This window comes from Pseudidiomarina insulisalsae, from assembly GCF_003987065.1.
Classification (GTDB): Bacteria; Pseudomonadota; Gammaproteobacteria; order Enterobacterales; family Alteromonadaceae; genus Pseudidiomarina; species Pseudidiomarina insulisalsae.
On the sequence record NZ_PIPY01000009.1, the window covers coordinates 1 to 12,894 of the forward strand.

11 protein-coding genes are annotated in these 12,894 nt (G+C 52.7%); 2 read left to right on the forward strand and 9 right to left on the reverse strand.

Annotation, left to right across the window (positions count from 1 at the left end; all coding sequences use genetic code 11):
* Positions 1-274 precede the first annotated feature (274 nt).
* Entirely contained in the window at positions 275-823 is a 549-nt protein-coding gene (locus tag CWI71_RS09075; protein WP_126754951.1) for a gamma carbonic anhydrase family protein, read from the forward strand.
* A gap of 15 nt (positions 824-838) precedes the next feature.
* Here CWI71_RS09075 and CWI71_RS09080 read toward each other — a convergent pair whose 3' ends face one another.
* From CWI71_RS09080 to CWI71_RS09090, 3 genes are read right to left on the reverse strand one after another with little or no spacing between them, the layout of a single operon-like run.
* Positions 839-3,961 (reverse strand): error-prone DNA polymerase, encoded by a 3,123-nt coding sequence (locus CWI71_RS09080; RefSeq protein ID WP_126754952.1) that lies wholly within the window; start codon positions 3,959-3,961, stop codon positions 839-841.
* Entirely contained in the window at positions 3,945-5,447 is a 1,503-nt protein-coding gene (locus tag CWI71_RS09085) for a Y-family DNA polymerase (RefSeq protein WP_126754953.1), read from the reverse strand. The genes CWI71_RS09080 and CWI71_RS09085 overlap by 17 nt, the downstream gene beginning before the upstream one ends.
* On the reverse strand, positions 5,444-6,085 hold the full coding sequence (locus CWI71_RS09090; protein WP_126754954.1) for an ImuA family protein: 642 nt from the start codon (positions 6,083-6,085) through the stop codon (positions 5,444-5,446). Before CWI71_RS09090 ends, CWI71_RS09085 begins: the two co-directional genes overlap by 4 nt.
* Positions 6,086-6,244: 159 nt before the next feature.
* Here CWI71_RS09090 and CWI71_RS09095 point away from each other — a divergent pair, with 159 nt between their 5' ends.
* Positions 6,245-7,159 carry an acyltransferase gene (locus CWI71_RS09095; protein ID WP_126754955.1) on the forward strand — a complete coding sequence of 305 codons (915 nt, stop codon included), beginning with the start codon at positions 6,245-6,247 and terminating at the stop codon, positions 7,157-7,159.
* On the opposite strand, the gene CWI71_RS09100 is transcribed toward CWI71_RS09095, so the two are convergent.
* The 6 genes from CWI71_RS09100 to CWI71_RS09125 form a co-directional block, all read right to left on the reverse strand.
* Entirely contained in the window at positions 7,125-7,730 is a 606-nt protein-coding gene (locus tag CWI71_RS09100; protein WP_126754956.1) for a thiol:disulfide interchange protein DsbA/DsbL, read from the reverse strand. The genes CWI71_RS09095 and CWI71_RS09100 overlap by 35 nt on opposite strands.
* A 35-nt stretch (positions 7,731-7,765) precedes the next feature.
* Positions 7,766-8,779 carry a serine/threonine protein kinase gene (locus CWI71_RS09105; protein ID WP_126754957.1) on the reverse strand — a complete coding sequence of 338 codons (1,014 nt, stop codon included), beginning with the start codon at positions 8,777-8,779 and terminating at the stop codon, positions 7,766-7,768.
* Positions 8,772-10,187, reverse strand: coding sequence for a cytochrome c oxidase accessory protein CcoG (gene ccoG / locus CWI71_RS09110; protein ID WP_126754958.1), 1,416 nt, complete (start codon positions 10,185-10,187; stop codon positions 8,772-8,774). Before ccoG ends, CWI71_RS09105 begins: the two co-directional genes overlap by 8 nt.
* A 99-nt stretch (positions 10,188-10,286) precedes the next feature.
* The gene (locus tag CWI71_RS09115) at positions 10,287-11,525 is read right to left on the reverse strand and encodes a Zn-dependent hydrolase (protein ID WP_126754959.1); all 1,239 of its coding nucleotides are present in this window, start codon (positions 11,523-11,525) and stop codon (positions 10,287-10,289) included.
* Between the two features lie 198 nt (positions 11,526-11,723).
* Entirely contained in the window at positions 11,724-12,251 is a 528-nt protein-coding gene (locus CWI71_RS09120) for a carboxymuconolactone decarboxylase family protein (RefSeq protein WP_126754960.1), read from the reverse strand.
* A gap of 80 nt (positions 12,252-12,331) precedes the next feature.
* Positions 12,332-12,877 (reverse strand): peroxiredoxin, encoded by a 546-nt coding sequence (locus tag CWI71_RS09125; RefSeq protein ID WP_126754961.1) that lies wholly within the window; start codon positions 12,875-12,877, stop codon positions 12,332-12,334.
* Positions 12,878-12,894: the final 17 nt, after the last annotated feature.

Here is a 12,894-nt window from a genome sequence, read left to right on the forward strand (position 1 = left end):
AGTTTTCTGTCAAGCCTTTCGGCATAATTTTTTCTGACTGAAAACTTCTGCTTTTGGCGGCTTCGTTGCCTGCCTCAAGCGTGGAGCGCATTTTAGAGATTTAACTTGCCACGTCAAGCGCCTTTTTGAAGTTTTTGCGTGTTTTTTTGCTGACTGCTGGTTTGTTGTGCAGATCGGTCGGTTTTTGTATCAGCTCGCCAGATATAAGGCTTTCTGCTACCCTTTAGAGTTACATTCAGGATCAAAAAGATAACAATTTAAGAGGTAAACGCCCATGAAAGGAGATATTCGTAGTTATCGGGGTATCGCGCCGACGTTTGGTGAGCAGGTCTATGTCGATCCGAGTGCGGTGTTGGTCGGTGATATTACCTTAGGCGACCATAGCAGTATCTGGCCATTGGTGTCTGCCCGTGGCGACGTAAACTTTATAAAGATTGGTGCCCGGACCAATATCCAGGACAACTGTGTATTACATGTCAGTCGTAAAAGTAGCGGCCACCCCGAAGGCCACCCGCTGATCATTGGTGACGATGTCACCGTAGGCCATCATGTCATGTTGCATGGTTGCACTGTTGGTTCCCGTATTCTGATCGGTATGTCGGCTATTATTATGGACGGCGTTACCGTGGAAGATGATGTGATCATTGGCGCGGGAACGCTAGTCCCACCAGGTAAGACATTGCGTAGTGGTTACCTGTATGTGGGTAGTCCAGCGAAAGAGGCGCGACCGCTGACAGAAGAAGAACGGGCGTTTTTGCCAGCTTCTGCAGAAAATTATGTGCGTCTTAAAGATGACTATGCGGAGAATGTCGAGTCGGTTTAAGGACGCTGACAACAGTTAATGAAAGTCACGCGAGCGTTTACCTTTTAATTCAAGTTGCGCCAGCAATGGCGCTCCATCTTCTAAACGTCCGGCGATAACATGAATGACATCGCCATGAATCTCTACGGTGCCTACCACTTTGAGCAGCTTCACAGTCAGGTATTCCTGGCGCTGAGCGCGGGCCGTCGCTTGCCAGACCACCACGTTCACCATGCCGGTCTCATCTTCTAAAGTAATAAAAGTGACCCCGCCTGCGGTGCCCGGACGCTGGCGGCACGTCACCAGCCCCGCCACCTGCACAATTTGCTGGTGACGACAGTTTGCCAGCTCCGCAGCCGTGCGTACCCCTCGGAGCAACTTACGTTCGCGGAGTAAAGCCAGCGGATGACGGCGAATGGATGCGCCCAGCACGCGGTAGTCGGCGGCCAGGTCTTTTACTTCAGAGGGGGGAGGCAGTTGAATGGCATCATTGCTGACCGCATCGGCATTCCCATCAACAAATAAAGGTAACTGTTCCGCTTGCTCAGCCAATGTTTGCCATTGGCTTTGGTAGCGATGCCCGGCAATTTTCTTTAATGCATCGGCGGCGGCCAGCCGCTGTAATAAAGCCGGGCTGGCACCGGCCTGACGCAGCGCACTTAACGAGGTAAAGCCCGCTGCGGGGCGCCGGGCGAGTAACGCCTGCACTTGTGATTCAACCAAGCCACGCACCAAACACAAGCCAAGACGTAACGCCATGCCGTTTTGCATCGGCACCAGTTGATGTTGCCAGGCGCTGGTTTGGATATCGACCGGCAAAATTGCCACGTCATGGCGGCGCGCGTCCTGAATCAGTTGATCGGCTGAATAAAAACCCATCGGTAAACTGTTCAATAACCCACAATAAAATGCGGCCGGGTAATGATACTTAAACCATGCTGAGGCATAAGCTAAGTTGGCAAAACTAGCCGAATGTGACTCAGGGAAGCCGTACTCGCCAAAACCACAAATCTGCTGGTAAATACGCTGGGCAAAGTCAAGCCGATAGCCACGCTCTTGCATACCGGCAATCAGGCGTTGCTCAAACTGCTGCAACTCACCAGTGCTGCGCCAGTTGGCCATGGCGCGGCGTAATTGATCAGCCTCACCGCCACTAAAGCCCGCTGCCACCATCGCCAGTTTAATCACTTGTTCCTGAAAAATCGGTACGCCCAAGGTGCGCTCGGTGACTTGCCGTACTTCTTCACTGGGGTAGGTGACTGCTTCTTCACCCGCACGGCGGCGCAAATAGGGATGCACCATGTCGCCCTGAATGGGACCCGGCCGCACAATGGCAATCTGCACCACCAGATCATAAAAGGTGGCAGGGCGCAGCCGTGGCAACATATTCATTTGCGCGCGCGATTCGATCTGAAATACACCAATGGAGTCGGCGCGTTGCAGCATCTGATAGACCTTCGGGTCCTCGGTGGGGATACTGGCTAAATCAAGCGGCCGCTGGTAATGCTCTGCCACTAATTGCAACATGCGCCGTAGCGCCGACAACATGCCCAGCGCTAACACATCGACCTTGATCAGCTTTAAGGTTTCTAAATCGTCTTTATCCCATTGAATGACCGTGCGATCGGCCATGCTGGCATGTTCAATCGGCACCAGATCGGCCAGCGGACCCGCAGCAATAACAAAACCGCCGACATGTTGTGACAAATGCCGCGGAAAGCCACGCAGCTGTTCCGTCAGTTGCAACAGCCATCGTCCTCGTTCGGTTTGCGGTAAACCTTTTTGGAGCAAGGCCAGCTGTTCATGCCAGGGGGTGTCCTGATCACGACGGTCAATTTGCCGCAGGTAGTGACCAAGCTCTTGTTCATTAAACCCCAATGCCTTGCCGACATCACGAAAGGCACTGCGTAAGCGGTAACGGATCACGGTCGCCGCCAGTGCAGCACGATCACGACCGTACTTCTTATAAATGTACTGAATGACTTCTTCGCGCCGCTGGTGCTCAAAGTCCACGTCAATATCGGGCGGCTCGTCACGCTCTTTTGAAATAAAACGCTCAAACAGTACGTCAATTTGATCAGGATTCACCGCCGTAATTTGCAGGCAATAACACACCACTGAGTTCGCCGCCGAACCCCGACCCTGATATAGAATGCCGCGCTGCTGGGCAAACTGCACAATGTCGTGAATGGTTAAGAAGAAATACTCGTACTTTAACTCGGCAATAAGGCTCAGCTCTTTTTCCAGTTTTGCCTGCACGTCACTGCGCAGGCCCTCGGGAAAGCGCTGTTTGGCGCCTGCATAGGCAAGCTGACGCAGGTACTCTGTGGCGCTTAAGTCCGCAGGAACAAGCTCAGCAGGGTACTCATAGCTAAGCTCACTCAATTGAAAGTTACACTGTGCAACAATGGTATCGGCCGCGCGCAACCACTGTTGCGGGTAGCAGCGCTGTAATTGCGCCGCCGAGCGTAAATAGTGCTCGGCATTGGGCCTTAGCTCAGCTCGTACCTCCGTTACTGTTTGCCGGTGCCGGATGGCGGTCATCACATCATGTAGCTGTTGCCGTTCAGGCGCAGGATAAAGTACCTCGTCAACGGCTACCACCGGCAGTTGGCTGACATGTTGGTAATGCTGATAAGTACGCACTTCGCGCACATCATTCGCTTGATAATGCCGCGCATAGGCCAGCCATAAACGCTCGGGGAAAGCGCTACGTAGTTTTGTCATCTGCGTACTAAAATAGTGCTCCTCAGGCCGCCATAACAGTAAACAATCATCCAGCCCCTGCAAGAAGTCGTCAAGCGCAACCTGGTAGCTGCCTTTCGCGCAGCGGCTGCGGCCCAGACTGATCAAGCGGCAAAGCTGGCCGTAGCCTTGCCGGTTTTGCGCTATCACAATTAAGGTGCCCAATTCAGGCACCACAAAGAAGCTGCCGATCAGTAACTGTAAGTCGTTAGTGACACCTTTCATGGCCACAAAAGCACGTACCACTCCAGCCACCGAGCATTCATCGGTAATCGCCAGCGCCCGGTACTCTAATTGCACAGCGCGCTCAATATATTCGTGCGGGTGCGCAGCGCCATACAAAAAGCTGTAATTGGTGACGCAGTTCAGGGCACTTGGCCGCCACTGAGGAGTGCTATTAACTGTACCAGCCATGCAAATACCACTGCTCGTTGCTTTCATTGCTTTGTTGATTTGCACACGTACGATAGATCCAGCCTTGTCGCTGCCAGCGATCAAGCGCTATGAAATAGTCACGCACCATACTCTGGCCGTCCCACCAACCACTTTGAATACGTTCGGGGCCCCATTGCAACTGCCAGTCGCTGATATTAATCGGCTCGGCATCGGACAATAACCATAAGGGCCTTGGCAGGTTTGCTGATGTCGTTTTCGCTGCATTCTTCTCCGCCGCAAGACCGACAGAGGCTCCTTCAGCCTGCCACTGCTGGGCTAATTCAGGCCGCCAGTCCTGTACCAGTTGCGCTTGCTGCACGGCTTGCGTGCCAAGTCGTGCCTGTAATTTACCGATCAAGCCCTGTAAGCGCCGCTGTTCATTGCGCTGGGCGTGGGCGTCTTGCTGCGCTGGCAACCAACTTCCGTGTTGCGCTTCGCGCGCAGTAAAGCCTTCGGACCGTAAACTGATTTCCAGCGCTGGTGTAGTTAATTGCTGGCGTTCGAGCTGCAGTTGTACCAGTTGCAACATGTCACGCTGTCGCCATAAGGGCAGGGCAAACGCCACACGAACAAAGGTTTGTTCCTTATTGCGGTGGTGGGCCACAAGCGCAAACTCACTGACGCTCAGTTGCCGTACCTGTAAAAAGGCCTCTAGTTGCTGCAACAAGCGTCGCAACGGAAACAGCAGTTGCTGCCAACTGGCGACTTCGGTCAGTAAATCCAGGCGCTCATGGAAGCGCAGGGGCGGGCGATACCATTCTTGCGGCGGTAACAGCTCACCTTTGAGTTGCGCCATATAACTGAGCATACTGCGGCCAAAGCGCGCACCGAGTTCAGCCACCGGCAATTGCAACAGTGGTGCCAGCTGTTCAATACCAACTTCTTGTAACTGCTGCTGTTGCTGCGGCGGTAATAAGCTCTGCGTTATCGCAACCTGGCCAAGTGCCTGCTGCAATACCGCTTTATCGGCACTAAGCAAGCTGGTGCCGGACTGCGCCAAAATGCGGGCTACCAAAGGGCTATAGCCCGCAGCCACAACATACTGCACGGCAATGCCGCGCAAGCGCCGTTGCAATTGCCGCTGCACCCCGGCATAGCCGCCATACATACGCTGCAGATCATGCACGGCCAGCAATAAGCCTTGCGGCGGATACAGTGCAATCTGCGCAATGTCCTGATGCAGCCACTGCGCCAGCCGTCTGAGTACCAAGGTTTCACGGGCTTCGTCGTAATCACGCTGCTGCAAATCAGGTAGCAAGGTACTTGCCATTACTTCGGCCATACCCAGACGCACGCCAGCATCCATTGCCGCGCGATTCGCTTGCACCACCTGTCGCCGCCGCTGCCCGTCGCTGCTACACAGCACCTGTGGCTGTTGCCGCTGCACTTTGCTCTGCAAGCTCAGTTGCTCATCGAGCAGCAACTGCGGCACATGCAAGAACCACCAAAGCTTGGTCTGACTCATGCTGATAACCGTCGGCGCTCTGGCAGGTGGCGCGCTACGTTGCAAGGGAAGGCGGGCAACGGCCAACCGGCGCGACGCTTGAGTACAGCGACCTGAAGTTGCTCGGAAGCCCAGCTGAGTTGCAAGCGGTTCACATAAGCACGCGCTTCGGTGGTTTGCTGCCAGGGCGTGATAACAAAAGCCATCTGCTGGTGCCTGGCAGCACTTTGTTGCAACCGCCGTACGGCGCTGGCGTCAATACTGTCAAACCACGCGACTACCGCGCCCAGCGCTTCGCTTTGCAGCGCTTGCTCAAAGGCCCATAAGGCTTGCTTAGGGTCGCTTTCTTGTAGCCACAACGGCGCTTGCTTTAATTGTTGGTAACGCAAACCCGGCCAATAGGGCTGGCAAGGCGGGTTCAACCACAGACAAGGTTTTTCCTGCGCCAGCAACACGGGGAGCAACAAGGCCAACTCGCCCTGAAAATGGTGCTGAACCTGTACTTCATGCACTGCGCCGCGTAGCCAACCGCCGCCCAAGCGCCGATCAAGCTCTGCCCAACCACTACTGACTAATTGCTCTGGTGCTAACTGCTCAGCGGCCTCGCGCCCCTGCCAGACCCATCCTTTGTGCACCAGTTCTTGTAAGGGATGTGCCATAACAACCTCGCAAATACTGTATAAATATACAGTATAACTGTAGCTGTTTTTTTCGACACTGGCAAGTTCGTCTGTCGTAAGCTCAATACGAATTTTAAGTTGAGCATTTCACTGCAATTTCCGTATGATGAGACGATACTTTTTTGGTCGGAACCGCTTATGCTTACGCTTTTATTAGCGCCTTTTCGCGTCATCATTAACTTCATTTTCGGGGCACTCGCCACCGCCATAATAGGTATTTTGGTGATCCTGGTAGGGTTACCGAAATTACTGCTACCGATTCCGGCGGTACAACGCGGCTTATCAACGTTTGCTAATGCGCTGTTCCGGTTGTGGGGCTATGCCATGTCGATGATGTTCCGCCTGACCCAGCCCATGCACTGGCATATTCATGGTGACGCGCAGCTACATCGCGACCGCTGGTATATGATCTTATGTAACCACCGCAGTTGGGTGGATATTTTAGTGCTGATGCACCTGGCTTCCCGCAACATGCCCATGCCGCGTTTTTTCTTAAAGCAGCAGTTGTTCTGGATACCCATTATTGGCCTGGGTTGCTGGACACTGGATATGCCGTTTATGAAGCGCTACAGTCGCGAGCAGATTGCCCGCAAGCCGCAGTTAAAAGGTCGGGATATTGCTACCACGCAGAAGAAATGCGCCAAATTCCGGCATATTCCTACCACGGTGATTAATTTCTGCGAGGGCACGCGTTTTACACCGGAAAAGCACCAACGTAAGAACAGTTCGTTTAAACACCTTCTGCCGCCGAAGGCCGGTGGCACGGCATTCACCTTGCAAACCATGGGTGAACAATTTGACGCCATTCTGGACATTACTATTGTCTATCCGTCGGATAAGCGTCCCGCGGTGTGGCTGCTGCTAAGTGGGCAGCTGCGCGATATTTACGTAAACGTCGAGACCATTCCAATGCAGTCGGAGCTGATTGGCGATTACTTTAATGATGCGGAGTTTAAAGACAGCTTCCAACGCTGGCTGAACCAGCGTTGGCAGCATAAAGATGAAGTGTACGAAAAACTTATTTCTCGAGCAGATAACCCGCCGCAGCAATAAAGTCATCGGCAAAGTTCTGGCTTTCGCTGAAACCCTGTGGAATCAGCTTGTATTTGCCATTCACGATGAAGGTTGGCGTTGAGTTGACACCGTAGTTCGAGGCCTCACGGTCCATTTTATTGGCCATACCGCGTACTGCGAAGCTGTTGATCATCTTTTTGAAGTCATCTTTGGCAACGCCATTGGTGGCAAAAATAGCGGCAAAGTCCTCCTCGCTGCCAATCATATTGCCTTGGGCGAAGTTACGCTGAAAAATAGCCGCCGAAATCTCTTTTTCTTTGTCCAGTTGCTGCGCCAGCGCCCAAGCCTGATTCATCATCATGCCCTGGCCTTTGTAATTGATAAACGACACATGTGACTTTTCAAAGGCATTCGGATACTTCTCAGCCATCGCCTGTGCAATCGGCTCAAAGCGATAGCAAGCGCCACAGAAAAACGAGAAGAACTCTTTGATTTCTGGCTCGTCGGTGCCTTGCTCGGCAATCACCTCATAGTGCACACCTTCTTCAAACTGCTGTGCAGCTACGGGAAAGACCATCAGTGCCAGAACGGCAAACAACAACTTCTTCATAGTTGATTCCTGTTTTTACAATTAAAGTTTCTAAGTTAACGATTAAAATTCGGCCGCAGCTCAAGCGGCGCTTCCTGTAATGCCGCAAACTGCTCTTTTAGTACCAGCACCTGTTGTTCCCAGTAACGTTGCTCGGCAAACCAGGGAAATGCCCGTTGAAATGCTGCGTCTTCCCAGCGCCGTGCCAGCCACGCCATGTAGTGTATGATGCGAAAACCGCGTAAGGGTTCAATCAGACGCGTTTCACGTTCGTCAAAATCACAGAATTCTTCATACCCGCTGACCAACGCATCAAGCTGTTGCCAGCGCTGTTGCCGATCATCCCCCGCCAACATCATCCACAAGTCCTGTACTGCCGGCCCGGTCATGGCATCATCGAAATCGACAAAGGTGAGCAGGTCATCGCGCAACAGCATATTGCCAAGATGGCAGTCACCATGCAATCGCTGTTGATCAAAACCACTGAAGTCAACCGTAAGCAGCGTCTCACTTAACGGCTCGGCAATAGCCCAGAAGGCGGCTTGTAAATTGTCCGGAATAAGCTCGGTCTGGCGCAGGGTAACTAAGGAATCACTAACGAAATCGGTGGCATTAAGCTGTTTACGATGGTGAAATTCGCCTTGGCGGGCCACCGCATGCAAACGACCTATTTGCCGCCCAATACGCTCTAGCTGGTCCAGGTCGCCTGGCTCCACCGCACGTCCACCCACACTGGGAAACACGCTAAAGCGATACCCTTCGTAGATATGCAAAGTGGTGCCGTTTAAGACCAAAGGCGCCACCGCCGGCACATCGTCGTCGCGCAACTCGGTAGTAAAGGTATGCTCTTCTAAAATCTGGGCATTGCTCCAGCGGGCCGGGCGATAAAACTTCGCCACGTAGCGGCGCTGATCATCGGCAACGAACTGATAGACCCGGTTTTCGTAGCTGTTCAGCGCCAGCAGGCCAGACATGGGATCAACCCCGGCACTGGCCAGCGCGTTGGCAATGAGATCAGGCGTCAGCCCGGTAAAGCTAAAGTCCGTCGCCGCGTCCGTCGCATTATTCATAGAGGAAACTCGTTACCCGGTGCTCAGTCACTTCACCGTCAGCCCGGGTGACAATAAAGCGAATATTATGTACACGTTCGGTGACCTCATCCGGGTGCACCGCTAACGTCAACGGAACCGTTGCAATGCTGCCGCCTTCAATCGTAACCGACGTATTGCCGGTCAGGCGGGTGCGGTCAAAACCAGCCACACTAATCTCAAAGGTCTGTGTCAGTTGCGACTTATTGAGTACTTTCAGGGTGTAAACGTTTTGTACCCAGCCTTCCATGCTAATGCTGTAAAGCTGATTGCGATCACGCAGTACATCCACTTCCAAAGGCTTGCGCGTCGAAATGTCCCAGACCAGCAGGGCGGTCATAGCGATCATCACCACAAAATAACCGACCGCCTTAAAGCGGGTTTTACGAGTGCGTCCGCCTTGCAGGTTGCGCTCGGTGGTAAAACGGATGAGTCCGCGCGGATAATTCATTTTGTCCATGACATCGTTACAGGCATCGACACAGGCACCACAGTTAATGCACTCATATTGCAGGCCGTTACGAATATCGATGCCGGTCGGACATACCTGCACGCACATATAACAGTCAATGCAGTCACCCAGACCTTGCTCTTTATGATCAGCTTTACGAGCCCGTGGTCCACGCGGCTCGCCGCGGTTGGGATCATAGGAAACCGTAATCGTGTCCTGGTCAAACATGGCTGACTGGAAGCGCGCGTACGGGCACATATGCGTACACATGATTTCGCGCATCCAACCGGCATTGCCATAGGTACAAAAGGTAAAGAAAAGCACCGAAAAAATCGCCCAGAAGCCAGCGTCAAAGGTCCAGAACTCCACAAACAGCTCACGGATATCGGTAAAGTAGCCGACAAAGGTCATTGCGGTAAGCAGCGCGACCAGCAGCCAGGCGGCATGTTTGCCCGTTTTACGCCACAATTTGTCGAAGTCCCATGGACGACGATCCAGGGCAATTTGTTTATTGCGCGGCCCTTCGAACTTCTTCTCTATATACATAAAGATGAAGGTCCAGGTGGTTTGCGGACACATGAAACCACACCACACACGACCATACAGCGTGGTCACGAAGAACAGTGCGAAGGCCGCCACAATGGATATCCAGGCAAGAATGGTCAGGTCCTGAGGCCAGAGTGTCATGCCAAAAATGCGAAAGCGCTGGTTGGCAATATCGAGCAGCACGGCCTGATCACCGTTCCATTGCAGCCAAGGAATGGCCGCAAACACGAATAACAGCAGGAAGCCGAAGATGCGCCGGAAATACTCCAGCTTACCTTTGACATCGCGCACATAGATGCGGCTGCGAGGTGCGTAGTCGTTATTCTTCTTGTTGGGATCGGGGCGTTGGATCTTGACCTGATCCGCCGCCATCACTTTCACTTTCTGCTCCATAACCGTACGTCACCCTCAGCTATTTCCACAAGATATGCGGGGATTATACGCTCATTTTTTGACAAATATCAGTGATAGAGATCAATCCAGCTGTGCATTCTACTTGCCACTTTTGCCGGTCAAGGCTAGTACCGACTGCAGAAGGACATTGGTTCCCGCTTCGACATCATGCCAGTGCGACCATTCATCCGGAGCGTGACTGACGCCATTCACCGACGGAATAAAAATAAGTCCGGCCTCGGTGATTTCACCCAGAAATTGCGTGTCATGCCCGGCGCCACTGGGCATACGCTGATAGCTGTAACCCATCTCCTGAACTTGTTTCTCAATCAGATCCGTCAACGATGGCGAGCACGGCTTGGGCGCCAGCCAGCTAATTTGTTCATACTCGAACATTAACCGATGCTTCCGTGCAATCGCAGAGAGTGCTTTACGGCAGGCATTGGCAATTTCCTCCATGACTTTTTCATCGGTATCGCGTCCGACAACGGTGAATACGGCCTCGCCGGGAACGGTATGCGGTGCACCTGGCTTCAGTTCTACCTTACCTACCGTAATGCGAGTCTTATCGGTGCCGTTTTCAGCGATAATGCGCTCAATTTCGTGCGCAAAATCAGCGAGTCCCATAAACGCGTCGCTACGCATGTGCATAGGTGCTGTGCCGGCGTGATCTGGCTTGCCGCGTAAGTGAACGATCCAGTTGAAGACGCCTGAAATACCCTCAACCACACCAATTTGGACGTTGTCCTGAAATAGTACCGGTCCTTGCTCAATGTGCAGCTCAAGAAACGCTTTTAACTGCTCGGGGCGCCACGCAGCATTAAGCGCATCCATTGCGTTGAGGCCCTGCGCTGCCATTGCATCTTTTAAATACAGGCCATCGGCGTCATGCGCCGACATTAACCAGTCCGGATTCAGTTGACCCGCTATCGCCTGCGACCCAAGCATGCCGCCAAAGCGGCCTTCCTCTTCGGCCGTCGCCACACCCCACACTGGGGTTTCGCTGACCACCTGATGATCATCCAGCGTTTGCATCACCTCCAAAGCAGCAATAACGCCTAATGAACCATCGAATATGCCGGCCGCAGGCACTGAGTCAATATGCGAGCCCATCAGCACCGCAGGGCGGTCCAGCGTGCCGCGTCCGAAAAAGACATTGCCGGCGCCGTCCATATAAGTGTCATAGCCGGCCGCTTTAGCCTTTTCCTGCAGCCACTGGCGACTTTGCATGTCGGAATCACTGAAACCGAGCCGATACACGCCGTGGTCATTTTCGTTGTAGCCGATTTTGCCAAGTTCAAGCAGGTTGGCTTTCAATCGCTCACAATTGATCTGCATGGGAACCTCGCTGGTTACTGGATATTAGATATTGGTTATAAAAGCTTAGTAAACGAGCAGCGATTAGCGAATAGCGAGCAAAAAAAAAAGCCCGGCGCGAAGGCCGGGCGAAAGGGTTATAACAACCAGATCTCAGGGAAGTCGATGGGTAATCTACCCCATGACGATGACAAACATGTGACAGTTGCCGAATAATTTTTAAGCGATTCGGCGCGCAGTGGCTGCTGCGTTCAGTACCGCAGCCATTTTGATCGAGTTTTGAATCACTTGCGCTGAGATGTCATGCTTGAGCAGCACGCCAACGTGTGAATCAATGCACATACCACAGCCGTTTAGTGCAGAAACAGCCAGTGAGTACAACTCGAAATCAGCTTTATCAACGCCAGGGTTCGCCATGCCGTTCATGCGCAGGCCAGCTGGCATTTTGCTGAACTGCTTATCAGTGCTTAAGTGCAAAAAGCGATAGTAGACGTTGTTCATTGCCATCAAAGTGGCGGCCAGTTTCGCGGCGCCAATGACGTTTTCTTCAATTTTGCCGTCCGCCTCTGCTTCAACGGCAGCAATCAAATCAGCATCGCCAATGGAATAAACCAATGACAGGGCGGTGCCGAAGAACTGGGTCGGGGTCATGCCCGAGGTGTCAACATTGCCGAAAAGGTTCGACAGGTTCAGCTTGGTGTCTTTGCCGTGGTCGCCCAAGCCTTGTTTGTAATCTGCAATGCTCATTCAAATTCCTCCGTAAAAAAAGTGCCGCCGTAGCGGCACTCAAAGTGACATCACAAAAAATGTGGGGGTTATGATGTCGCTTACAGGGTTTCGCCACCCAGCGCGCGGTTACATGGGCACAGCTCGTCGGTCTGCAAGCCATCAAGAATACGCACGATTTCAGCTGGGTTACGGCCTACGTTCAGGTTGTTCACTGACACGTGTTGGATAACGTTGTGCGGGTCAACAATGAAGGTTGCACGCAAGGCAACATTTTCAACCTGATCACGTACGCCCAGGCCGTCGACCAGTGAACCGTTGTCAGCAAATGAATACTGATTCAGGCTTTTCAGGTCAGGGTGCTCACGGCGCCATGCCAATTTCACAAACTCATTGTCGGTGCTACCGCCCAGAACGACTGCGTCACGGTCCGCAAACTCTTCGCTTAACTTGGCAAACTCGACGATTTCAGTCGGGCACACGAAAGTGAAGTCTTTCGGATAGAAGAAAATAATTTTCCATTTGCCCTCGAAGCTTTTGTTGTTAATCGTTTCAAATGCGCTTTCGCCATTTTCTTCTGGCATGTTGAAGCCTGGTTTTGCTGCTACAACTGAAAATTCTGGTAATTTATCGCCTACAGTTAACATCTAAGTTGTCTCCTTGG

Coding starts and splice junctions, on each gene's coding strand:
- CWI71_RS09075 (WP_126754951.1), top strand. CDS start 275: ATGAAAGGAGATATTCGTAGTTATCGGGGTATCGCGCCGACGTTTGGT.
- CWI71_RS09080 (WP_126754952.1), bottom strand. CDS start 3,961: ATGGCTGGTACAGTTAATAGCACTCCTCAGTGGCGGCCAAGTGCCCTG.
- CWI71_RS09085 (WP_126754953.1), bottom strand. CDS start 5,447: ATGAGTCAGACCAAGCTTTGGTGGTTCTTGCATGTGCCGCAGTTGCTG.
- CWI71_RS09090 (WP_126754954.1), bottom strand. CDS start 6,085: ATGGCACATCCCTTACAAGAACTGGTGCACAAAGGATGGGTCTGGCAG.
- CWI71_RS09095 (WP_126754955.1), top strand. CDS start 6,245: ATGCTTACGCTTTTATTAGCGCCTTTTCGCGTCATCATTAACTTCATT.
- CWI71_RS09100 (WP_126754956.1), bottom strand. CDS start 7,730: ATGAAGAAGTTGTTGTTTGCCGTTCTGGCACTGATGGTCTTTCCCGTA.
- CWI71_RS09105 (WP_126754957.1), bottom strand. CDS start 8,779: ATGAATAATGCGACGGACGCGGCGACGGACTTTAGCTTTACCGGGCTG.
- ccoG (WP_126754958.1), bottom strand. CDS start 10,187: ATGGAGCAGAAAGTGAAAGTGATGGCGGCGGATCAGGTCAAGATCCAA.
- CWI71_RS09115 (WP_126754959.1), bottom strand. CDS start 11,525: ATGCAGATCAATTGTGAGCGATTGAAAGCCAACCTGCTTGAACTTGGC.
- CWI71_RS09120 (WP_126754960.1), bottom strand. CDS start 12,251: ATGAGCATTGCAGATTACAAACAAGGCTTGGGCGACCACGGCAAAGAC.
- CWI71_RS09125 (WP_126754961.1), bottom strand. CDS start 12,877: ATGTTAACTGTAGGCGATAAATTACCAGAATTTTCAGTTGTAGCAGCA.